Here is a 24,597-nt window from a genome sequence, read left to right as displayed (position 1 = left end):
CCTAAATCGAAATTCCCTTCATGTTTGCTTCTAGAATGGGCATGTCCACACCTAACTCCTGACCGGTCTGATAGACACTTTGACAACAGTAGAAAATATCCTGTTTATCATTGTGTAAGGTCATGATTTTTCGGGTCAGCTCATTTTTCGCAAACATGACTTTCATGGCTTTTCCTGCAATCCAAGCGGGAATTTTGTATGGCAAGAGTTCTGCCTTATAAAGCTTCAAATTTACGCCACGCGCTTCTACGACTTTCAAAGCCTCTTGAATGGCCTTGATGGCCAATGACAATTCCGAAGAACTATTCATCAAATTCAGAGCCAGCTGTTCTGGATTTTCCAAATTTCCTGAACGAGCAGCTGTCGAAGTAACACCCGCATTAATCGCCATGTGAATCCAAATCCACTCGACCATATCATGAGGAACTTCCCACTTCAAATCTGCAGAAGTCAATAAATCTGTCAGATCAGCATAGTTAGAAATGTCTGCTTTTTGCTCACCTTCTAGCATTAAATGGTCGAACAAGACACCATCCAAATGGTCCTCATGCATATGACCGCCCGCTGTCGGAAAAGCCAGAATATAGTCGTAATCTCCTGCCCACTCTTGAACCTCTTTTCGTGTATTCCAGAAATTGCAGAAGAAAACGAGGGTGCCTTTGATATTATTTTTTCGCAAGGTTTCCACGGCTTCTTTGACAAAACCATGACGCACACTCAGAAAAATAAAATCATATTCTGAATGAGCTTCTGCCACATGAACTTCATAGGTGTCGTGTTTGTTCTCACCTTTGGAATGATAGCGACCATCTAGTAGATCAACCAACAACTCCTTGGGAGCATTGTTTTTCTTACTATCTCTAAGTACGTGTTCCACTTGATGGCCTGCTTTTTGAAAAGCGTAGGCGTAAGTGGTCCCGATAACTCCGAGTCCTAGGATTGCTATTCTCACCTAAAAATCAATTCCTTTCCCGAACTCAACCACACTATCTGGTTCATTACTAAACAAAGTCACATGTCCCATTTTGCGGTTGTGCTTCGCTTCTAGTTTACCATACATGTGGAGGTGGGCGCTTGGATTTTCTGTGACATAACGCTCAGCAGCCTCGACATGTTGGCCGAGGACGTTGAGCATGACAGCAGGTGCATGGAGGTGAATTGCTGGGAGTGGCGCTCCGAGAACGCCCAAGATATGCGTGTCAAACTGTGAAAAGTCGCAAGCTTCGATTGAGTAGTGGCCTGAATTGTGTGGGCGTGGCGCAATTTCGTTGACGATGATGTCATCAGCAGTCGCAAACATTTCCACACAGAGAGTACCAGAGAGGTTAATCTGCTCAGCAATCTTCACCGCCATAGCTTTCGCTTTCTCAGCTAGACTGTCAGAAATGCGAGCAGGCACGATGGTTTTAGAGAGGATGTTGTTGCGGTGAATATTTTCCTGAACTGGGAAAACTGTCACGTCTTTACCATTACCAGACACGATAACCGAAATTTCAAGGTCGAAGTTAACGAACTCTTCCAAGACACACTCGGCTGAGTTAGCAAGGGCATTTGCCTCTTCCAAATCGTCGGCTGACGTGATGACCTTTTGACCGTGACCATCGTAACCACCTGTCGCAGTCTTGAGGACGTTTTTTTTAGAAAGGTCAATATCTTCCAAATCAAGACTAGATGTCACAACCTTGTAAGGGGCAACGGTCACTTTAGCCTTGTTTGAGAGGAAGTCTTTCTCAAAGATACGGTTTTGCGAAATGCGAAGCAGGTCTGTTCCTTGTGGAAGCTGACCGTCTTTGATAACAGCGTCAAGGCCGTCAGCATCGACATTTTCAAACTCATAAGTGAGAACATCACAGCGGTCCGCCAACTGACGAAGGGCATCTACGTCATCGTAGGGTGCCACGATAACCTCAGACACACGAGAAGATGGACAATCTGCTGCAGGATCAAGGGTGATAACCTTGTGGCCCATGTAGATAGCTGAGATAGCCATCATCTGACCGAGCTGGCCACCACCGATGATACCAATGGTTTTAGTTGAGCTCATTTGTAGACTCCTCTGCGATTTTTCCTTGTTCTTCAGCAAAGTTAGCAAGCGCATCCGCAATGGTCTTGTCTTCTACTGATAGGAGACGGAGGGCAAAGAGGGCAGCGTTAGTCGCACCCGCTTCACCGATAGCCATGGTTGCGACAGGTACACCACCCGGCATCTGAACGATAGAATAGAGCGAATCTACACCGCTAAGGGCACGTGATTTGACTGGCACACCGATGACTGGAAGGGTTGTTTTAGCAGCAACCATCCCTGGCAAGTGAGCAGCGCCACCAGCACCTGCGATGATGACCTTGATGCCACGGCTACGTGCTTCTTCCGCATGTTTGAACATGAGGTCCGGTGTACGGTGTGCGGAAACAACTTTCTTTTCGTAAGCGACGCCGAAGTTGTCGAGAACTTCAGCAGCTTTTTGCATGGTTGCCCAGTCGGATTTTGAGCCCATGATAATGGAAATTACTGGTTTAGTCATAATTTTTCCTTTTCTTTTTTGATAATGGTCTTAGGTGGTGGGGACGGAAGCAAACCTTCGGTTTCATTCCTAAACTTTGAGACTAAAGTCTCAAAGTTTCCCCCGACCAGAACAGATGCTGTTCTGGTCTTTTCACCACGGCGACCATTATCGGATTGGCGACTTCGTCGCCTAAAATAGCATTGATATTCGAAAACTCAAAGAAAATCATAGAGTGACAAGGCAAAGCGACGAAGATAGAACTAAAGTTCATCAAGGAGCTTTAACACAGTCAATCGAAGGTTTTCAAAGAGTTTTATTTATTCGCCTTGCTACCGATATCCGTACGGTAGAAGAGGCCTTCTGTGTTTTGTTTGTTGAGTTCGTTGTAGATGATATTTTGGCCATCTTTGACGGTATCTGCTGTGGTAACCAGCATGTAGACACGTCCACCGTTTGAGAGAAGGTCTTGGCCATTTTCAGCGATTTTGGCACCGGCATAGTAAGTGATGATATCGCCTTCTGTCTTGGTAGGAAGCTTGACACCTTTCTCATAAGCGAGTGGGTAGCCATTTGAAGCTACAACCACGCCCAGTGTCACACCCTTATCCGTCCAAGTAATAGCTGGCTCTTTGCCATCCAAAATGTCAGTGATATTTTGCGCAAAATCAGAAGTCAAACGAGGCAAGATGATTTGCGTTTCAGGATCGCCGAAGCGAGCGTTAAACTCGATGACTTTCGGTCCGTCAGCTGTCAAGATAAGCCCCGCGTAAAGGACACCAAGGTACGGACGGTCTTCTTTAATCATACCTTCAAGAACTGGCTTGACAATGGTGTCAACCGCTCTGTCAACTACGCTCTGTGGCAAGTGAGGAACTGGCGCATAGGCACCCATCCCACCAGTGTTAGGTCCCTTGTCGCCATCGTAGGCACGTTTGTGGTCCTGAGCTGTTGGCATAATGTAGAATTTATCTCCATTGACAAAGGCAAAGAGAGAAAACTCTTCCCCGTCAAGAAATTCCTCGATGACTACTCGCGCACCTGAATCACCGAATTTATTGTCCAAAAGCATCTCGTGAGCAGCTTCGACGGCTTGCTCAACCGTCTCCGCAACGACGACACCTTTACCTAGGGCCAATCCGTCTGCCTTGACGACGATTGGAGCGCCTTTTTCCTCGATGTAGGCCTTGGCTTCCTCGAAATCTGAAAAGGTCCCATAGGCTGCTGTCGGAACGTCGTATTTGACCATGATTTCCTTAGCGAAATCCTTAGACCACTCCAGCTCAGCCGCAGCCTTGGTCGGACCAAAAGCCTTAAGACCAACTGCATTGAAATCATCCACAATTCCAGCCGCAAGCGCATCATCTGGACCGATAAAGGTCCAAGCAATATCGTTCGCTTTTACAAAGTCAATCAGCTTAGAATGTTCGGAAATTCCGATATTGATCAAATCAAGACCGTCCAATGTCATCCCGTCATTACCAGGAGCTACGAAAACTTGCTCAACGTCTTTAGACTCCAATAATTTCTTGGCAATCGCATGTTCACGACCACCAGAACCAACAACCAAAAGTTTCATTTGAAAGATACCTCAATATCAAATAAGACTAGGGGCAAATGCCCGTTAACGACAATCATTCGGAAAAATTAGCAATTTTCACGAATTATACATAACCATTATAACATATTTGTTCGGAGATATGGGTATGTATCCAAATTTGGACATAAAAAAGGCATCCCTTCAGGTAGCGGAATGTACTGCTCCCTCAAAGCTAGACAATTTATCATAACGAAAAAGTAGTAAGTACTTTCTCCCGTCGGAGATTTCCTCACTACTAATCTTAATTTTTTTATAACAACTTGATATAGTCGCTTTTAGAACTAAAGATGTGGGAGACTACAATCTCTTTTCTACTTTCGTCTATAAAATAAAGTATGACATAGCGTTTAACGACAAGTGCTCGTGTCTCAAATGTGTCATTGATTCTTTTACCATAACGTTGATCTGCATTAAAACCAGCCTCAGGAAAAGTCTTCAAACTTTCCATTCCTTGCAAAAGCTTCGAAACTATCTTCTTGGCAGCAGTTTCATTAGAAAGTACATCACGAATGTAGTCATATATACTTCTCAAAGAAGAGCGAGCACGCTTAGTGAGTGAAAGACTATAGGTTGTATTCATCCTTAACCTCCTCAAGGGGTATTATATTACCCGCCTGATACTCAGCTACACTCTCTGCTACTTCAGCTTTAAGCTGCCTAAACAGTCTTTCTTTTAGCAATTCATCCTCCGTCATTACTGGTATTTGCTCGGTAGCAACAATCGTCTCCAAAAACAAATTAAACGATTTACTCATATCTAAATTATTTGCCTTTACAATTTTTCTTGCCCTTTCCAACAAAATCGGGTTAGTTTGGAAATTTACTTGAACACGCTTCTCTACAACAGTCATAATTAACTCCTTATATATTATTTTATATAATTATATATAGTTTTTTGAAAATAGACAAATTATCTTCATTTTCCAGAAAAACTACGAATAAGTAGGTGGAGGTTAAAATGAAGAAAAAAATACTAAATTGTCTTTTACCGCTAGCTTGTCTAGCGACTGTATCGGTTTCGTGTGGCTCCTCTGCTCAGGCGGCTGTCCTCGGAGATGACTATCCTTCCTCTTGGAAATATGGAGGCTTCGGCGTTGATCCTTGGACCATGTACTGGCGTCAGTGTACATCCTTTGCGGCCTATCGCCTCAGTAACACGAATGGTTTCAACCTACCTGTAGGCTATGGGAATGCCATTACATGGGGAAGCATCGCACGTGCCAATGGTTACCGTGTCGACATGAATCCTGCCGTAGGGAGCATCGCTTGGTTTTCAGCTGGTGTCAACGGGGCCGGTCACATGGGGCATGTAGCCTGGGTTGCTGACGTTCAAGGAAATCAGGTAACGATTGAGGAGTACAACTACGATGTGGGGCAAGGACCTGAGAAATACCACAAACGTAGCTTCCATAAAAGTCAAGTATCCGGCTATATCCACTTTAAAGACCTTGAATCAGGAACTCAGACTAGTAATACAACCAACTCTTCTATCAACATTGGTGATACTGTCCGATTTACAGGTACTTTCCGTGTAACATCTATAGTAGGAAATAACATCACCAGCCAAGATTTAGCAGGAGGCACACCAACCAAACACAATATCGTTGATCCTGGACCTGTTCTTGAAGTTGATGGACAAGGCAATCCAACTTCAGACCAGTACCTCAATCCTGGTGAGACCTTTACTATTCCAGGTAACTTCAAAGTGCTAGCCATTGACCCACCTAGCGATGGCGTCCTCGTCCAAATCGGAAATCGCAAGACTTGGGTAACCCAGTCTGTCCTTGAAAAGGTTTAAATCTATTGAACAATCGTGAGAACGGTTGTTTTTTTTGATGCGCTGAAATAAAAAAGCCCAGCGGATACTGAGCTCTTAGGAGATTTATGAAAAAGAAAAGTTTTTTAGGATGGTATTAGTATAGCTTGGAGAGCTTAAATTATAAAGTAGTTAAATCATATTTATCTTTTCTCTCCTGATCTTTTTTTACCACAATGTGAATTTTCACTTCATGTTGAAAACTATAAGATTCTATCACCAATTTCAATAATTGTAGTCTCTGCATTGAGTTTAAATTTCCTTCTTTAAATTGAATGTTTCCTCCTATAACTGAACAAACTACGGACTTTCCATGTGAGTTAGTATCTATAAATTTACAGAGTTCATAAATCATAGAAAAATAATCATTATACGTGTCTAATTCAATATTATCTCCATTTACATACTCTGAGACTCTTAATAAGAAAAAATTATCAATCGCTATTATTCTTTCATTTCTTTTCCTCAATTTCTCTAATCTTTCGTATGTTATGAATTCTTTTTGTCTAAACTGGTACTGAACTGATTTTTCTCGGATATTACGTCTATCACAATCTAAGTCTTGATCCATTGGAATAACACGAATAAATTCATTGAATTTTATATCAAATATGTCATCATAATAAATATTTAAAATCAATTTAGAGTCCCTACTAATATAGCGATATAAGTATTTTTCTAAAATTCTATATTCTAATACTTTATTCCAAATTATAGCTAGAATAACGGTTATAACCAAAACTATTCCTTCAAATTTATAAAATGATAGATCTGGTTTAAAAGGTTGAAAAAACTGAAAGAAGCTAAAAATAGCGGTTAGGGGAAAAAGCCACTTTAATATTATTTCTATTATATCTTGAATCTTTTTTTGTATTTCTATACTCATTTTACTTTCCTAAATTTCTATAATAATGCTTTGGTGGGTTCTGTTTCATAGTACTGTCTAAGTTATTTAATCGCTTATGCTTTATTGCTTCCAAATCAATATCACAAATATCAACATGAGTATTTTTAGCACCTTTATGTAGTGAGATTTGTCGCTTATACTCTTCCTTGTAGGGGCTAAATACTTCAACTCCTCCAAATTTCGAATAGTTTGTTATCGTAGATACTGCCATTAGATCTCGTGATAGACTCTCTGCTATCTGATAATAATACTTAATATCTTTATTATTAGTAATTAAGTGAACTATTTCTGGCTCTTCCTTGGAAATTTCATATTTTAAATCTATTGAGGTGGCCTCATAACAATTTAATATTGCGTGGTAACTTCCTTTAAATTCTATTATATGCTGATTTTTCCATTCATCCGGGTTGGGGATATAAATTTCCCAATTGTCTCCTGAATAAGCTCTTGAATTATGAAATGTTTCATATTCAATTGGTGATGGATAGATCTTTGGAAGTAGTATTATCTCTACATCTTTATACTCTTTCTCTCCTTTCAATACTTTAAATGGTCTGATAATAAAGGTTAAATTCAGAACCTTTTCTTTCTCCTTCAGGTAAATAAAGTCCATTCCTCCGATAACTAGTGTTTTTGTTTTTTTTGAAAATCGTACAAGTGAGTATATCTCTTGAATTGGTATTCCTTGTTCTGGATACAATAAAACATCTGCATTATTTCTATCTGACTCATTTAGAGTAATAACAATATCAGTAATATTAGATTTATTTTTAGAATTTGAAAGAAAATACTTTTCCCTTTTACTATAAGTTTCAAAGTTACTCTGAGATAGCACAATCCTATCTTTTGATTCATAACCTTCAATTTTCGTATCTGCATTATCAAAAACTTTTATATCTTGTGCAGCAGGAAAATTATTACAAAAATTCTTCTTTATTATAGTCAAAAAGTCTTCATTTTTACTCGAAATAGATAGTGACTGAGAGCACTTAAATTGCACTAACTTCCTTAATTGTTTTTCAAAATAAAATAAACTAGTCTCATCAATTATATTTTCTAATTTATATCTTGGGTATCTAAAATACTCCTGAATCTGATATAATGGTGTATTTATTTTACAACTAAAAATTTTTTCAACTTTCTTTTCAAAGTTCGATAAAAACACATTTAGGTAATCATTTTCCTCATTTACATTTTCTTTTAGCAATTGAAATCTGTTCCAAAATTTCAATTTATACTTTTTTATACTAATTGGACTTTTAGAATGCTCACTTAATAATAATTTCTTTGATACCAATTCAATAACAATCAATTGATACCAATAATCAAATAAATTTAGTAAAAATTCATCATCCACAAATGAATAAAAATAATCAATAAATTTCTTCGATAGCCTTACATTATCTCCATCGATATCTTCTTTAAGATTCCAAAAAATATAATTAAAAATTGTCGATATTGTTCGGCTAATATACTTTTTATCCCTTACAATTGTAAACAAATCTGAAAGTTTCGTTAATCCCTGGGTTAATTTATATGCATTCTCAAACTCTTTATCATATTCATTAGGATCTATCAAACGATAATTATCACTGGAAAGCTGTTGAGTTTCTTTCTCAAATTTATTCAAATAATTAATATCATTTTGTTTATTAACAATAAAAAACAAGGTTTTCTCTTCATTAAGTTCAACTGAATTCTTCAAAGAATTCTTTATTAAACTAAGCTTACTTTTGATACGTTCAACTTCTGGTAACTCCGATGATAAATAATTCTCAGAAATATCTGTTTTTATCAAAAAAACAATATCATCTACATAACGACTATAGTTAACCGGATAAAATTCTTCTTTAATTTTTTGGTCTAACTCTAACAAGTAAAGATTGCTCAAAATATTACTAGGCAAAAAGCCTATGGGAAGCACTCTATCAATACTCTCTTGATTTTTTTCTTCTGAGTTATTTAAAGTTGCTAAAAATTCTCTTACCTCTTTTAAATTGTTATATTTTTCAATAATTGAAAAAATATATTCTGTAATAAATTCAAGACCACTTATAGAATGTTTTCTTAGTTCGTTTAGCAATCTCTCTTTAATATTTTGTACACTAACATTATAATAACACCTTGACAAATCAGTCTGTATATATATACCTGTCTCCTTATTATTTATCCATTGACGCATCTTATCAAAGTTCGAATCACGAAACTCAGAATATGCATCAAAATATGGTTTAAAAAAACTACTTTGCGATACTGACAATCTGTTAGCATAAATATCACTATCAAACCCATTATCAACTATTTTTCCAACAGTTTCTACCCAAATCACACTCACAATAAAATCTTGTAAACTTAACTGAATGAAATAATTAAATTCTATTTTCCCAGTAATTTTCTTAGAAGAAGAGAATGTAATAACATTATGAGATTGACTTCCTGAATTATCCTTAACTTTTTTATACATTGGGATGGCTTCGATTTCTTCCAATTTAGGATTAAGAGTACCTTTTAGTAACTCGTTTTTTATATTAGAAATCTCTGAAACAAGTAATTCTCGAATATTCTCTTCTTTATCTCCCCTAAACCATATCGGCCAATTATAAAACATTCTCTTGTTATACTTAAGCTCATTCAAAATCTTTATTGCTAAAATCCCTGCATTAATACTTTCAATCTCCACTTATTTATAATCCTTTCTCTTAATTACTCTAGTATACCAATTTTTTTACTTTATTATCTTTTATATTACACTCAAAGGAAAAACATCCAATTTCTTGGATGCTTTGAAAATTCTTAATGACGGAAATGTCTTACGCCTGTAAAGATCATTGTCAAACCATGTTTATCAGCCGCTTCGATTGACTCTTGGTCACGTACTGATCCACCCGGTTGGATGATTGCTTTAATACCTGCTTTAGCGATTTCTTCCACATTATCCGCAAATGGGAAGAAGGCATCTGAAGCAAGAACAGCGCCGTCAAGACGGTCTTTAGCTTGGTCAATGGCGATACGGACAGAAGCCACACGGTTAGTTTGACCAGGACCAACACCAAGTGTCATGTGGTCGTTAGTCACGATAATACCGTTTGATTTGACGTACTTGATGGCTTTCCAAGCAAACTCAAGAGCTGTTGCTTCTGTTTCAGTTGGTTGGCGTTTAGTAACCACTTGCCAGTCAGCTGGACTTTCTTTAACAACGTCTTGGTTTTGAACGAGAAGTCCACCGACAACACCAGTGTATTCTGCTTCCACTTCGCTAGCATCTTGAGCGTCAAATGGCAACTCAAGGATACGCAAGTTTTTCTTCTTGGTTGTCAAGATTTCAAGCGCTTCGTCTGTGTAGCTTGGTGCAATGATGATTTCAAGGAAAACACCATGCATTTTCTTAGCTGTCGCAGCATCAACTTCACGGTTGAGGACTACAATACCACCGAAGATTGACACTGGGTCAGCTTCATAAGCGTAGTCCCAAGCTGTTTCAATGTCATCAGCTTGACCGATACCACATGGGTTCATGTGTTTGAGAGCTACAACTGTTGGACGGTCTTTGAAATCACGGATGATACGGATAGCGGCATCAGCGTCACGGATATTGTTGAATGACAATTCTTTACCGTTAAGCTGTTTAGCTGAGGCAATTGAGTAAGCCGTTGGCAAACCTTTTTGGTAGAAGTCTGCGTCTTGTTGAGGGTTTTCACCGTAACGCATAGGTTGCTTGAGGTCATAAGTCAAAGTGAGTTTTTCAGGTTTTGTTTCACCCACTTGAGCTGTGAAGTATTCTGCAATCAAAGCGTCGTATGAAGCTGTGTGACGGTATACTTTCGCTGCCAAACGTTGGCGAGTTTCGTAGCTTGTTTCGCCGTTTGCTGACAATTCATCAAGAACAACAGCATAGTCAGCAGGGTCTACAACAACTGTCACGCTAGCATGGTTTTTAGCTGCTGAACGAAGCATTGATGGACCACCGATATCGATGTTTTCAACTGCGTCAGCGTAAGTCACGTCTGGTTTGAGAATGGTTTCCTTGAATGGATAAAGGTTTACCACAACAAGGTCAATCAATTCGATATTATTGTCCTTAGCCGCTTGAAGGTGGCTATCGAGGTCACGACGAGCGAGGAGACCACCGTGGATATTTGGGTGAAGGGTCTTAACACGTCCGTCCATCATTTCTGGGAAACCAGTCACATCGTCGATGGCGATAGTGTCTACCCCAGCATTGTCAAGGGCAACTTTGGTACCACCTGTTGAGATGATATCCCAACCTAATTTTTTGAGTTCTTGGGCAAATTCAACGATGCCCGCTTTATCTGAGACTGAAATAAGTGCTCGTTTAGTCATGTATTCTCCTTACTAAAAATAAATTTATTGCGTTATCTAATCTTCATTATTAGAATATTTCTTTTTTAGTTCATCGTAATAGTATATGATATCAGAGAGATTTTCACTTTTATCTAAAATATGATATTGTCTTTTAAATTTAGGGATTTCTTCCTTTATCCACTCTCTGCGTATAGATCCATTATTATTTGATAAACCACCTATTGTCTCTTTCAATTGTTGTTTATGAGTTTCTACTTGAAGAAGGTAATAATCTGAAAAATCAGAGCTATTTCTCACTATCATGTATAGTACTGTATTACGTTCACTAGAAATAGAAAAGCTAGAAATTGTATTATATCTTAGCGAATACTTCAAATATCTTTTTTTATCTGTGTATTTTATTACAAAAAATGCTTGTAATATAAGGCGGAATAAAATCAGACAATTTACACTCCATAAAATATTTAAAATATTACTATTTTCTTGGTTTTTTAAAAATATAAAATAATCGTCAACTATATAAAAGTTTGGATTGATAATAAAGATTAGGCAACAGTAAAATATAAAATAATCAGTTGATAAACTAAAAATCAAACTAAATAATCTATTGACTGCACTAAGTGGATTCCAAGAAACAACCGTTCCATCAGTATACTCAATATCTTCTGGTAATTTATTAAAAATATTAGTTTTCTTAAATAACACCAAAATTAAAAGAGCAATGAGAGTTACTATCAGAAGAATCCCAATATAGTTGTTAAAAATTATTGATAATAATTCAGTTAATAATGTTATAATCTGCCTTATAACATTACTCAAAGTAATAACCTCTGAAATTTGTTGCCCTTTACCAGAATAGATTAATACATTTAAGAGAAAGAACATCATGTATGTGAAAGGAACCTTAATCGTTTCCTCAGTTATTTCCTTCAGTTTTGACCAAATATCAATAATATTATTCATTAATACCTCTCCACTCCCAAACTATCCAAGACTTCTGGATAGAGTTTGTACTCTGCTTCGTGGATGCGAGTTTCGAAAGTATCAAGGGTATCACCTTCAAGGCGTGGCACACGGACTTGTTTGATGACCTTTCCGGTATCAACGCCAGAATCCACCCAGTGAATAGTTACACCAGACTGGTCAACACCTGCATTCCAAGCATCCTCAATACCATGAGCCCCTGGAAATTCAGGGAGATAAGCCGGGTGAATATTGATAATACGGCCTTCATAAGCTGCTAGCAAGGTTGGGCCGACGATTTTCATATAACCGGCCAAACAAACCAAATCAATCTGGTGATCATCCAAGAGTTTGACGATAGCCTCTTCATAAGCCGCTTTATTGTCAAATTCCTTGAGTTCAAAGGCATGGCTAACCACATTGAGATTCTTGGCACGTTCTAAGACATAGGCATCACGGTGATCTGAAAAGACAAATTCTACTGGAAATTGTTCTGCAATCACCTGAAAGTTTGAGCCGTTGCCAGAGGCAAAAACAGCAATCTTTTTAGCCATTATTTAATCACCACACTTGCGCCATCTTTCTTCACAATACGACCGATTTCATAAACAGGTTCGTCAAGAAGTTCTTTGACGCGTTCAACATTTTCTGGTTTAACCGCAAGCATGAGACCAATACCCATGTTGAAGATTTCAAACATTTCTTCATGTTTGATTTCACCATATTTTTCAAGGGCTTTGAAAATTGGAAGGACTGGCACTTTGCTTTCGTCAATTTCAGCAGCCAAGTCATCTGAGAACATACGTGGCACATTTTCGATGAAACCACCACCTGTGATGTGGGCAATACCGTTAACCAATTCTTCTTTGATAGGTGGCAAAGCTGCTTTAACGTAGATACGAGTTGGTTCAAGAAGAACGTCTTTAAGTTTTTTGCCTTCAAGTTCTGGGAGAACTTCTTCACCTGTGTAATCCGCAAAGACACGACGCACGAGTGAGTAACCATTTGAGTGGATACCACTTGAAGCAAGTCCAAGAAGCACGTCACCTTCAGCTACTTTTGATCCGTCGATGATTTGAGATTTTTCTGCGATACCTACCGCGAAACCTGCCAAATCATAGTCGTCTTCACCATACATACCAGGCATTTCAGCAGTTTCACCACCAATAAGGGCTGCACCAGCTTGCACACAACCTTCAGCAACACCAGCAACGACCTGCTCCAATTTAGCTGGTTCATTTTTACCAGTTGCTACGTAGTCAAGGAAGTAAAGGGGCTCAGCACCTGCGGCGATGATATCGTTAACACACATAGCGACACAGTCTTGACCGATAGTATCGTGTTTGTCGTACTTAATAGCAAGCATGAGTTTAGTACCGACACCATCTGTACCTGAGATCAAAACAGGCTCTTTGACACCTGTTTTTGAAAGGTCGAACATACCACCGAAGCCACCTAGAGCTCCCATGACACCTGCACGCTCTGTACGAGCAACGTGTTTTTTGATACGTTCAACAACTTCATAACCTGCTTCAACATCTACACCCGATTGAGCGTAAGCATTTTTAGACATAATTTTTTCCTCTTTTTTCTTCTGCACTGCTCTTAATAGAAAGAAGTGTGTTCTTTCAAACTTTCCAAATAGCGTTCTTCGTAGTCATACAATGGTGTTGGATATTTACCATCAAAGTAAGCCACACAAAGGCCACCGTTTGGTGCATCTGTGTCAATTCCAATAGAATCAATCAAGCCATCAATAGACAAGTAAGTCAAGCTATCCGCACCAATAATTTCGCGAGTTTCTTCTACTGTATGATTGGCCGCAATCAATTCCTTACGTGTTTGAATATCGATACCGTAGAAACATGGGTAAGCAAGGGCTGGGCTACCGATTGCCACGTGGACCTCTGTTGCTCCTGCTTCTTTTAGCAAATTAACGATACGGCGTGATGTTGTCCCACGTACAATAGAGTCGTCAATCATAACCACACGTTTTCCTTTAACAACACCGGATACGGCAGAGAGCTTCATACGAACCCCTTGCTCACGCAATTCTTGTGTTGGTTGGATAAAGGTACGTTGGGTGTATTGGTTTTTAATCAAGCCCATTTCATTTGGCAAGCCTGATTCTTCCGCAAATCCCATGGCTGCGCTAAGTGATGAATTAGGCACACCAACGACAATATCTGCTTCATGTTTGAACTCACGTGCCAATTGAGCACCCATACGTTTACGAGCTGTATGGACATTGACCCCTTGGATATTTGAATCAGGACGGGCAAAGTAGATATACTCCATCGAACAAACAGCCAATTGTGTATCCGTTGTATAGGTATCGTAAGTGATGCCATTATCATCGATGATAACAACCTCACCTGGATTTACATCCCGAATCCATTCTGCACCAACACCCTCAAAGGCACATGTTTCAGATGAAACCACGATAGCACCATTGCTCATCTTACCAAGAGAAAGGGGACGGAAGCCATTTGGATCCAAAGCTGCAATAAGCTTGTCCTCAATCATAAGAAGATAAGCAAATCCACCTTTAACAGTGCTCAGAGCTTCTTTTACTTTACCCATGAATGATGGGTTGTGGCTACGGCGAATCAAGTGAGCTAAGATTTCTGAGTCAGAAGTTGAGTTTAAGATAGCTCCATTTTTCTCCAACTCATGTCTTAGTGACTCTGCATTAGTCAAATTCCCATTATGAGCAAGACCAAGCTGTCCATCGTGAAACTTAAACATGAATGGTTGAATATTGTCTACAGAAGCTTCACCAGCAGTCGCATAACGAACATGACCGATAGCAGCCGTTCCAGTTAGCTTATCCAAGTTGGCTGGATCACGGAAAACTTCTGAGAGAAGCCCCATATCACGATGACGCTTCAATTGACCCGCATCATTTGAGAGAATTCCTGCTCCCTCTTGACCACGGTGTTGGAGACTGTGAAGTCCGAAATAAGTTAATTTGGCAGCATCCGGGTGACCCCAGATACCAAAAACACCACATTCTTCATTAAGAGATTTAACTTCGTATGTCATTTTTTATACCTTTTATTTTTGATATTTTCCTAATGTTATGCAAACGAAAAACTGTTCCTAGCCGCTCATTTCACTAATGTGAACTCAAGTTTTCAAGCTCTTTAAAACTACTGCTACATTGAAAAATATCATTACTGAGTGCACTTGGCACTCTATTATTTTCCAGTAAAGTATTTAACCGCTGACGCAAAGAGGTGTTGGTCTTTATTTCCTGGAATATTTTGGAATAGACCGTCTTCGAAACGTTCTGAGTGACCCATCTTACCAATAATTTGACCGTTCTTACTTGTGATACCTTCGATAGCATTCACAGATCCGTTAGGATTGTATTTAGAATCCATGCTTGGTTTACCTTCGAAGTCAACATATTGGGTAAAGATTTGACCATTGTCACGAAGCTCTGCAAAGTCCTCATCTGTCACGACAAATTTACCTTCACCGTGTGATACTGGGATGGCATGGATGTCACCAACTTCTACTCCGGCAAGCCATGGTGAGTTAGTGTTGGCAATACGTGTTTCAACCATCTTAGCCACGTGTTGGTTGGCATCATTGTAGAAGAGGGTTGGACTCGTGCTGCTTGCATCTTCAAAGTTACCGTATGGAAGAAGACCTGATTTAACAAGGGCTTGGAATCCGTTACAGATGCCAATAATCAAACCACCACGTTCGATGAAGCTATCAATGGCTGCACGTACTTTTTCATTGAGCAAGATGTTAACGATAAATTTAGCTGATCCATCTGGTTCATCCGCTGCTGAGAAGCCACCTGCAAAGAAGATAATGTTAGCTTTTTCGATATTGTCAACCATAGTGTCAACAGACTTGACAATAGCTTCTTCATTAAGTGTTACAAATGGTACCAAGTTAACTTTTGCACCTTCTTTTTCAAAGGCCTTAGCTGAATCGTACTCAGAGTTAGTACCTGGGAATACTGGAATGTAAACTACTGGTGTCTCAACTGTTTCTTTAGCTTTGATCACAGCATCTGATGCCACAGCTGGCACTTCTTCCAACTCAGTTGCTTGTGCAAATTCCGTTGGGTAAACTTCTTCCAATTTACCTTGGAAGGCACTGTCAAGTTTGTGTCCATCAAGCGTTACATCATTGACAGTTAGTGTAAAGTCAGCTACTGTTTGTCCAATCTTGGCAACACCTGAAATCTCTTCCGGAGATGTGAAGACGAATCCACCCAATTGAGCTGTCAAGGCAGTCTCAAGATTTTCAAGGGTTACAGTGGCACCAATATGGTTACCAAATGTTGCAAGGGCAAGAGCTTCAACGACACCACCATATTTGACAGCTGATGCAGATGTGACTTTATGGTCACCTTGGATGGCTTCAAATTGAGCAAAGTTAGACTTGATAAGATTGAAGTCAATTTCTTGTGCCAAAGCTTGACCAGGAATGTAGTAAATATTTTCACCAGCAGCTTTGAATTCTGGAGAAAGAACCTTACGGCTATCTGCAGTTGTTACCCCAAAAGCAACCAAGGTTGGTGGTACTGTCAATTCTTCAAAGGTACCAGACATAGAGTCTTTACCACCGATAGATGGCAAACCAAGTTGAATCTGAGCTTCGATTGATCCAAGGAGAGCTGATACTGGTTGACCAAAGCGCTCCGCTTGTTTATCCATACGCTCGAAGTATTCCTGATAAGAGAAGCGAGCCTTAGACCAGTTTGCACCAGCAGCAACCAAACGAGCTGTTGCTTCGATTACTGCATAGGCAGCGCCATGATATGGAGACCATTCTGCTACATAAGGGTTGAATCCTTGCGCCATAACAGAAGCAGTTGTTGTCACGCCATGTTGGACTGGCAATTTCTGTACAGAAGCTTCCGTTGGTGTGATTTGGTAGCGACCACCGAGTGGATGATTGACTGTTGAACGACCAACTGAACTATCAAAGATGGTTTGTAAACCTTTTTGACTGGCATGGTTAAGGTCAGCCAAGACTTCAAGAGTATCAGCTTCAAGGGTTTCAGCAGATGTTTGACGTTCTTCTGGAAGCTTGACATCCTTGTCAACCACCTTAGCATCTACAACCACACGTACACCGTTTGTATCAAGGAAACGACGTTCCAAATCAACGATGGTTTCACCATTCCAGTGCATGACAAGATTTGGTTTTTCAGTCACTGTCGCAACAACAACAGCATCAATATTTTCTTTGTTACATTCAGCAACGAAGGCATCTACATCTTCTGGACGAACCACTACGGCCATACGTTCTTGAGATTCAGAGATGGCAATTTCTGTACCGTTCAAACCTTGGTATTTCAATGGCACTTTGTCTAGATCAATTTCAAGACCATCTGCCAATTCACCAATAGCCACACAGACACCACCAGCACCAAAGTCATTTGATTTCTTGATAAGACGTGTCACATCCCCATTACGGAAAAGACGTTGAATCTTACGTTCTTCGATGGCATTCCCTTTTTGAACTTCAGCACCAGCTGTTTCAACAGATTCAACCGTTTGAACTTTAGAAGAACCTGTCGCACCACCGACACCGTCACGTCCAGTCTTACCACCAAGCAAGATAATCACATCACCTGCTTCAGGTTTTTCACGGACAACATTTTCTTTAGGAGCCGCACCGACAACTGCACCTAGCTCCATACGCTTAGCAACGAAACCTGGGTGGAAGTATTCACGAACATAAGTTGTTGCCAAACCAATTTGGTTACCGTATGAAGAATAACCGTGTGCCGCTGTTTTAGAAATCACTTGTTGTGGTAATTTACCAGCACGAGTTTCAGCAATTGGTGTTGTAATATCACCAGCACCTGAGATACGCATGGCTTGGTAAACATATGAACGCCCTGACAATGGGTCACGAATGGCACCACCGATACAAGTAGCCGCACCACCAAATGGTTCGATCTCAGTTGGGTGGTTATGCGTTTCGTTCTTGAACATGAGAAGCCATGGCTCTTTGACACCATTGACATCCACTTCAATTTCAACAGAGCAGGCATTGATTTCATCAGACACTTCCATATCATCCAAACGACCATTGGCACGCTCATAACGACCAAAAATAGTCGCCATATCCATCAAGGTTTGAGGTTTTTCGGTACGTCCCAGCTCATCCCGCATGGCAATATACTTGTCATAAGTCGCTTGCAATTGTTTTTCAAATTTAGAAGCTGAGAAGTCGATATTCTTCAACTCCGTCTCGAAAGTTGTATGACGACAGTGGTCAGACCAGTAAGTGTCCAAAACCTTAAGCTCCGTCTCAGTTGGCACTCGTCCAATAGACTTGAAGTAATCTTGAATGAAGAGAAGGTCATCCACTTCCATTGCCAATCCTTGCTCAGCCTTATACTGTGCAAAATCTTCTGCCGTATAAGTTTCAAAGAAATCCAAGTTTGGAATGGTCTTGTCAGACTCAGAGAAATCCTGTTTCGCAATACCAACAGTGATATCTTTGAAACGAGAATCCACTGGGTTCAAAAGGTAGTTTTTGACAGCTTCCAACTCATTCGCATCAATATCCTTGTTAACCAAGTACAATTGTGCTGTATTCACCGTTACATCATTTGAGCTACCAAGCAACAGCAAAGCTTCCTGTGAAGATGCCGCACGTTGGTCAAATTGACCAGGCAAACTTTCGATCGCAAAGAAAGCAACCTTCTCAAGATCAGCCTTAACTGTAGCTTCATCCAAAACAGTATCGGTCACCTGCTCAGAGAAGATGTGTTTTTCCGCACGCGCAAACAAATCCTCTGCCAAACCAAAAACATCATAAACCTGAACGATCCGAAGATCCTTCAAGGTTTTCAACTGAAGATTATGCTGTAATTCTTTTACTAAAGAGTCAGATTTCACACGAAAATCAGCTTTTTTCTCAACGAAAATACGTTTATCCATTTTATTTCCTTTAATTCTATTCAAACATGTTATCGAAGACGAAGTTTTCCGTTTCAAAAAGATCACTTCAAACCTTGCAATTTTTCCAATACAACTTCATAAACATCTGTCAAGCTACCAAGATCACGACGGAAAACATCCTTGTCCATATGGTGCCCTTCCGCATCCCAAAGACGGCAGTTGTCTGGTGAGAATTCGTCTGCCAAGATGATCTTGCCATCCTTATCAAAGCCAAATTCCAATTTGAAGTCAATCAAACGAAGACCAATTTGTGCAAACCAATTTTTCAGCAATTCATTGATACGACGTGTTTCTTCCTTGATATAGGCAATTTGTTCGTCATTGGCAATATCCAAAAACTTCACATGCTCATCATTGATGAATGGGTCATCCAACTCATCGTTCTTGTAGTAAAATTCAACGATTGGAGTTTTCAAGTCCAAACCTTCTTCAACGCCAAAACGTTTGGAGAAAGAACCCGCAGTCACATTACGAAGAACAACCTCCAAAGGAATGATGGTCACTTTCTTGTTGAGTTGTTCGGTATCAGAAATACGTTCGATAAAGTGCGTCGCTACCCCAGCAGCATTCAATTTTTCAAAAATAAGAGACGAAATCTGATTATTCAGCACACCTTTTCCTTCGATGGTCTCTTTGCGAGCCCCATTTAGCATAGTGGCCTGGTCCTTGTAGACCGACTTAATCACATTTTCGTCTTCTGTACTATAAATATCTTTAGCTTTACCAGTATAAATTAGTTGGTTTGACATGGTATTGTTCGCCTTTCAAGTTTATTCTTCCTAATTATACCATACCAGAATCCAAAAACCAATATATAGCAAACTTTATTACTTTAGTAAAAAAACAACGTTCGTATTTTGATTCTTTTTTAGAGTTTCCTAATAAAAAATGTATAGAAAAAAGGAGTGTGACAGAACTAAATCCATATAACATTTAGTTTCTTGCCTCACTCCCACAAAATAACAATCGTATAGTACACAACTATTATCTATCTCTAGCTTTCTTATTCTTTATTCAATTCCTCAGACAAATAGTCCAACAAATCAGCTACCTTAACCATATGGTCAATAGTGTCATCGGAAATCTCAAGAGCAAACTCATCCTCCAAATTAATAATGAATTCCATAAGCTCTATTGAATCTACACCCAAGTCATCTAATTTGGTGTCTTCAGTTAAAACAATGTCCTCTTTACCCATCTGCTCTTGAATCACGAGCTGCATTTTCTGAAGAATTTCTACTCTACTCATCAGTTAGCCTCCTCTTTCGGACTAAAGGCTTCAACTAGCTGCTCAACAACCTTAGTATCAAGCATCGTACGAACCTGCTTAATGGTGTAGTAAACTGCCTTAGCATCACTAGATCCATGACATTTTACTACGGGAGCTTTAAGACCAAAGAGAACCGCACCTCCGGCGCTAGAGTAATCCATAGTCTCTTTCATACCTTTTAGACTATCCTTCAATAGGAAGGCACCTAACTTAGCTTTAAGACCACCATTCATGATAGCTGACTTAAGAGTCTTCATGGCACCAAGTCCCGTTCCTTCAATTGCCTTAAGAACTGCATTTCCTGTGAAACCATCAGCGACTACTACATCAGCAGCTCCTGACATAATTTCACGCGCCTCAACATTACCAACAAAGTTAATACTTGGCTCCTTAGATAGGAGTTCAAAAGCCTCCTTACGAAGACTATCCCCCTTTGTTTCCTCAGTCCCATTATTAAGGAGACCTACACGAGGGTTGGCAATACCACGCACATTTTTAGCATAGAAAGAGCCTAAAATAGCATATTGATGCAAATGACTAGCTGTATTTTCCGCATTTGCACCTAAATCAAGCATATCAAAGGGTTGACCAGTAAAACTTGGCATTGTTGACATAAGACCTGGACGCTCAACTCCCTTAATACGTCCGACCACGAAGAGACCTGCGGCAAGAAGGGCACCTGTATTTCCCGCAGAAATCACGGCACCTGCTTTTTTCTCCTTAACAGCTTGTGCACCTAAGACCATTGAAGCTTTTTTCTTCTTGCGAATAGCTTTAGCTGGCTCATCATCCGAATTTATCTTTTCATCAGTATGCACAATGCTCACACGTTCATTCGCTGTCAAATAAGTCTTGATTTTAGCTTCATCACCATAAAGCTGGATTTCAATATCTTTGAAATCTGCTATAGCTTGGTTGACTCCCTCTACAATTGCTTGTGGCGCATTATCGCCACCCATAGCATCTACTGCAATTACATGCATAGCATTCTCCCTCTCGTCCTCTGCCATAAAAAACAAACTCAGATTTCTTTCAATAAAATATTAGGTAACTAAAATAGACTAGTTCACTGTTTCTAGCAGAGTCTTTCAGCTTATTATCTTATTATTATAGCACGAACTGACCTGCATTTTAACCCCTGAGACTGAAAACCATTACTTTCCTGTTTCACGTGAAACAAAAAGAAGATAATGTCTAGTCAGCACTATCTTCTTTATTCATAATATGGCCCCAAGAATTTAGATTATCAATAAATTTCTTACTTTTAAGATGTATTCCAACATAATTATCATAGAGGTCATCGATAAAATATCGTAGCTTTCGTTTCATGTCATCCTTAACAGATATGCTTCTCAATTCTTCAAAGGAAAGCCCCTGAAAACGATCTAAAAGATAAGGCACATTAGGGTCCAAGTGACTACGCCTTTCATCCTCTGCAAAGTGATTTGGACAAAGTAGCCCCGAGAACTTAAACGAGAAATCAAAAGGAAGGCCTACACGATGACAAAAGACACACTCGTGAAAATTCAAGCGTACGCCGAAACGGTCTAAAACCTGAATCTCAAAGATATTAGTCAATATTTCATGATCCAAGCCTTCTTCCATTAATTCAAGCGTCTTCTCCAAGAATACAAATAATTGCGCATCTGTCACACCATCAGCAATAGTAGCATCTGTCAATGCAGCCAAATAAGTCGCATAAGACAGCTTGAAAATATCGCCTGTAATTTCCTTGAAGGACTCTGCCTGGCTATAATCTTCTATGAAAGATAGACCTTCATCATTTACAGTTATCATGAATTTAGCGATGGTCAAAGGTTGAATGACAGCACTTAATTTACCTGCCCCACCACCTCTAACAAAAAACATCCGTTTACCAGCTTGCTCGGTAAAAATTTTAACTAGTTTATCATTCTCACGATAATTACGATTGAAGAGGACAAGCCCTCTACTCTCAAGCTTCTGCATGTTCTTCCATAAACTCTTTCAAACGAGTCATAGCTGTTTCAATAGTATCCATGCTAGCCGCATACGACAAGCGAACAAAGCCTTCGCCATACTTCCCGAAAGCGACCCCTGGGATAATCGCAATAGCTTTTTCACGAGCAAAGTCTTGGCAGAACTTAAAGGAGTCTTGAGTATACCCTTCTGGAATCTTAGCAAAGATGTAGAAAGCACCATCAGGTTTAATAATTCTGAAACCAAGTTCAGTCATTTTTTCAAGAATATAATCACGACGCTTCAAGTACTCAACTTTCATTGGTTGGGCATCATCCTTACCAGCAGATAAGGCTTCAATAGCTGCAAATTGTGCCATAGTAGCTGCAGCTGTTACCAAATACTGGTGACTCTTAATCAACTGAGCCGTTAAAACTGCAGGTGCAAAAATCAAACCAATACGCCACCCTGTCATCGCATGAGATTTAGACAAACCATTAATCAAAATCGTTTGTTCCGGCAAATACTCAGCAATAGATACATGGTGATCCACATAAGTTAGTTCAGAGTAAACTTCATCACTAACAACAAAAATATCGTATTTTTTCAGAACTTCAGCCAGATCCTTAATCTGTTGACGTGAGTAGGTCACACCTGTTGGGTTGGTTGGGTAGTTAAGCAAAACGGCTTTAAGCTTATCTCCCTGCTCCAAAATTGCCTTTTCTAACATCTCCGGAGTCAAAACAAAATCATTAGCTGTTGTGTCAATTTCGACAATTTCAGCACCAACTAGATTTGCAATCGGCTCATATCCTGGATAGGCTGGTGCAGGTAAAAGAATCGTATCACCTGGCTCCAAAATCGCTGTCAAAGTTGCAGAAAGGGCTTCTGTAGCTCCAATAGTCACCAAAATTTCATTATCTGGGTTATAAGTAAGATTGTATTTTTCCTTAACAAACTCCGCAGCTGCCTGACGTAAGGCAGGAAGCCCTGCCATACCTGTATAGTGCGACTGGTTAGCATCAATAGCAGCTTTAGCAGCCTCTTTTACATGATCTGGAGTTGTAAAATCAGGTTCACCAAGTGTCAACTTTTTGATCCCTGGTACATCTGAAATTGATTGGTCAAACTGACGAATCATTGAAACTTCAATCTTATCTAAATTTTTATTAAAACGTTGCGTTAAATCCATCACGGTCACCTCTTTGCAATTATGCCTTACATTATATCAAAAACTCAAACGCATTTAAACACCAAAAAAGCTAGCCTAGGCTAGCTTTAGTCTATTTATGGCCCATTTCAAACAAAGGTGACAATGGACGTTTTTCATGAATCCGAATAATTGCCTCTGAAATCAAATCAGCAATTGAAATTTGTTCAATTTTATCGATCAAACGTTCTTCTGGAAGATAAATCGTGTCCAATACGACAAGCTTCTCAATAGCAGATTTTTGAATATTATCAAGTGCTGGACCTGACAATACAGGGTGAGTACATGAAGCATAAACATGAGTTGCACCAGCTTCAGCAAGCGCATCCGCCGCATGACAGATTGTACCCGCAGTATCAATCATATCATCAATCAAGATACATGTTTTACCTTCAACGTTACCAATAATATTCATAACCTCAGAAGTGTTCATTTTATCAACACTACGACGCTTATCAATGATTGCAATTGGTGTTTTCAAACATTGAGCAAGTTTTCGTGCACGAGTCACACCACCATGGTCTGGAGAAACAACAACAACATCATCTCCAGTAAGACCAGCACGATCAAAGTAATCTGCGATAAGTGGCGCCCCCATCAAATGGTCTACAGGAATATCAAAGAATCCTTGAATTTGAGAAGCATGGAGGTCAACTGTCAAAAGTCGATCAACACCTGCAACCTCAAGCATATTAGCAACCAACTTAGATGTGATTGGTTCACGTGAACGTGCCTTACGGTCTTGACGTGCATAACCATAATAAGGCATAACAACACTGATCGTTTCTGCACTTGCACGTTTTAGCGCATCAACCATAATCAAGATTTCCATCAAGTTATCATTTACAGGGGAGCTTGTAGATTGAAGAATAAAAACGTGATGACCACGGATAGATTCTTCAATATTAACTTGAATCTCACCATCTGAAAATTCACGAACACTTGATTTTCCGAGTTCAATACCCATTTTATCAGCAACTTTTGCTGCTAATTCCTGGTTAGACGATAAAGCAAACAACTTCAAATTCGTATAAGACATGATTTCCTCCAAAATATCTACTAAACCATTCTACCTTTTTTTAGATTGATTTTCAATGCAAAATAAATGGTGTCACAGTAACT

Annotated in this window: 21 protein-coding genes; 1 reads left to right on the top strand and 20 read right to left on the bottom strand. The window is 39.5% G+C overall.

The window, feature by feature from the left end:
- Position 1: 1 nt before the first annotated feature.
- The 6 genes from BSR19_RS00290 to relB form a co-directional block, all read right to left on the bottom strand.
- Positions 2–952 (bottom strand): ketopantoate reductase family protein, encoded by a 951-nt coding sequence (locus BSR19_RS00290; protein ID WP_060972884.1) that lies wholly within the window; start codon positions 950–952, stop codon positions 2–4.
- On the bottom strand, positions 953–2,044 hold the full coding sequence (purK, locus tag BSR19_RS00285) for a 5-(carboxyamino)imidazole ribonucleotide synthase (RefSeq protein WP_156246289.1): 1,092 nt from the start codon (positions 2,042–2,044) through the stop codon (positions 953–955).
- Complete coding sequence (gene purE / locus BSR19_RS00280; protein WP_060972882.1) at positions 2,031–2,522, bottom strand: 5-(carboxyamino)imidazole ribonucleotide mutase; 492 nt, start codon at positions 2,520–2,522, stop codon at positions 2,031–2,033. Before purE ends, purK begins: the two co-directional genes overlap by 14 nt.
- Positions 2,523–2,817: 295 nt before the next feature.
- Positions 2,818–4,080 carry a phosphoribosylamine--glycine ligase gene (gene purD / locus BSR19_RS00275; RefSeq protein WP_156246288.1) on the bottom strand — a complete coding sequence of 421 codons (1,263 nt, stop codon included), beginning with the start codon at positions 4,078–4,080 and terminating at the stop codon, positions 2,818–2,820.
- Positions 4,081–4,351: 271 nt separating this feature from the next.
- On the bottom strand, positions 4,352–4,681 hold the full coding sequence (locus tag BSR19_RS00270) for a type II toxin-antitoxin system RelE/ParE family toxin (protein ID WP_002889576.1): 330 nt from the start codon (positions 4,679–4,681) through the stop codon (positions 4,352–4,354).
- Complete coding sequence (gene relB / locus BSR19_RS00265) at positions 4,665–4,952, bottom strand: type II toxin-antitoxin system RelB/ParD family antitoxin (RefSeq protein WP_002889575.1); 288 nt, start codon at positions 4,950–4,952, stop codon at positions 4,665–4,667. Before relB ends, BSR19_RS00270 begins: the two co-directional genes overlap by 17 nt.
- 107 nt (positions 4,953–5,059) lie before the next feature.
- Between relB and BSR19_RS00260 the strand changes: the two genes are divergently transcribed.
- Entirely contained in the window at positions 5,060–5,899 is an 840-nt protein-coding gene (locus tag BSR19_RS00260) for a CHAP domain-containing protein (protein WP_156246287.1), read from the top strand.
- A 139-nt stretch (positions 5,900–6,038) separates the two neighbouring features.
- Here the strand turns inward: BSR19_RS00260 and BSR19_RS00255 are convergent, their stop codons facing one another.
- From BSR19_RS00255 to BSR19_RS00190, 14 genes are all read right to left on the bottom strand, one after another.
- Positions 6,039–6,803 carry a hypothetical protein gene (locus BSR19_RS00255; RefSeq protein ID WP_156246286.1) on the bottom strand — a complete coding sequence of 255 codons (765 nt, stop codon included), beginning with the start codon at positions 6,801–6,803 and terminating at the stop codon, positions 6,039–6,041.
- Position 6,804: 1 nt separating this feature from the next.
- Positions 6,805–9,504 (bottom strand): RNA-directed DNA polymerase, encoded by a 2,700-nt coding sequence (locus BSR19_RS00250; protein WP_156246285.1) that lies wholly within the window; start codon positions 9,502–9,504, stop codon positions 6,805–6,807.
- A gap of 113 nt (positions 9,505–9,617) precedes the next feature.
- Positions 9,618–11,165: a bifunctional phosphoribosylaminoimidazolecarboxamide formyltransferase/IMP cyclohydrolase gene (purH, locus tag BSR19_RS00245; RefSeq protein WP_002889572.1), complete on the bottom strand. Its 1,548-nt coding sequence runs from the start codon at positions 11,163–11,165 to the stop codon at positions 9,618–9,620.
- Positions 11,166–11,201: 36 nt separating this feature from the next.
- Complete coding sequence (locus BSR19_RS00240) at positions 11,202–12,110, bottom strand: hypothetical protein (protein ID WP_060972880.1); 909 nt, start codon at positions 12,108–12,110, stop codon at positions 11,202–11,204.
- Complete coding sequence (purN, locus tag BSR19_RS00235; protein ID WP_060972879.1) at positions 12,110–12,664, bottom strand: phosphoribosylglycinamide formyltransferase; 555 nt, start codon at positions 12,662–12,664, stop codon at positions 12,110–12,112. The genes BSR19_RS00240 and purN overlap by 1 nt, the downstream gene beginning before the upstream one ends.
- Positions 12,664–13,686, bottom strand: coding sequence for a phosphoribosylformylglycinamidine cyclo-ligase (purM, locus tag BSR19_RS00230; RefSeq protein ID WP_331462065.1), 1,023 nt, complete (start codon positions 13,684–13,686; stop codon positions 12,664–12,666). The genes purN and purM overlap by 1 nt, the downstream gene beginning before the upstream one ends.
- Positions 13,687–13,715: 29 nt before the next feature.
- A complete protein-coding gene (gene purF, locus BSR19_RS00225) occupies positions 13,716–15,155 on the bottom strand; it encodes an amidophosphoribosyltransferase (protein WP_004181972.1) in 1,440 nt (479 codons plus the stop codon).
- A 155-nt stretch (positions 15,156–15,310) separates the two neighbouring features.
- Positions 15,311–19,036, bottom strand: a complete 3,726-nt coding sequence (locus tag BSR19_RS00220) for a phosphoribosylformylglycinamidine synthase (protein WP_156246284.1) — start codon at positions 19,034–19,036, stop codon at positions 15,311–15,313.
- 62 nt (positions 19,037–19,098) lie between these two features.
- Complete coding sequence (gene purC / locus BSR19_RS00215; RefSeq protein WP_060972876.1) at positions 19,099–19,806, bottom strand: phosphoribosylaminoimidazolesuccinocarboxamide synthase; 708 nt, start codon at positions 19,804–19,806, stop codon at positions 19,099–19,101.
- A 254-nt stretch (positions 19,807–20,060) separates the two neighbouring features.
- Positions 20,061–20,306, bottom strand: coding sequence for a phosphopantetheine-binding protein (locus BSR19_RS00210; protein WP_002889565.1), 246 nt, complete (start codon positions 20,304–20,306; stop codon positions 20,061–20,063).
- The gene (plsX, locus tag BSR19_RS00205) at positions 20,306–21,310 is read right to left on the bottom strand and encodes a phosphate acyltransferase PlsX (protein ID WP_013989885.1); all 1,005 of its coding nucleotides are present in this window, start codon (positions 21,308–21,310) and stop codon (positions 20,306–20,308) included. The genes BSR19_RS00210 and plsX overlap by 1 nt, the downstream gene beginning before the upstream one ends.
- Before the next feature lie 211 nt (positions 21,311–21,521).
- Entirely contained in the window at positions 21,522–22,295 is a 774-nt protein-coding gene (gene recO / locus BSR19_RS00200; protein ID WP_060972875.1) for a DNA repair protein RecO, read from the bottom strand.
- Complete coding sequence (locus tag BSR19_RS00195) at positions 22,282–23,457, bottom strand: pyridoxal phosphate-dependent aminotransferase (RefSeq protein WP_049545078.1); 1,176 nt, start codon at positions 23,455–23,457, stop codon at positions 22,282–22,284. Before BSR19_RS00195 ends, recO begins: the two co-directional genes overlap by 14 nt.
- A 91-nt stretch (positions 23,458–23,548) precedes the next feature.
- A complete protein-coding gene (locus BSR19_RS00190; protein ID WP_002886286.1) occupies positions 23,549–24,514 on the bottom strand; it encodes a ribose-phosphate diphosphokinase in 966 nt (321 codons plus the stop codon).
- Positions 24,515–24,597: the final 83 nt, after the last annotated feature.

It is taken from the genome of Streptococcus salivarius (genome assembly GCF_009738225.1).
Taxonomy (GTDB): Bacteria; Bacillota; Bacilli; order Lactobacillales; family Streptococcaceae; genus Streptococcus.
The sequence above is the reverse complement of the archived record's forward strand: the minus strand, read 5'-3'. Positions and strand labels throughout refer to the sequence as shown.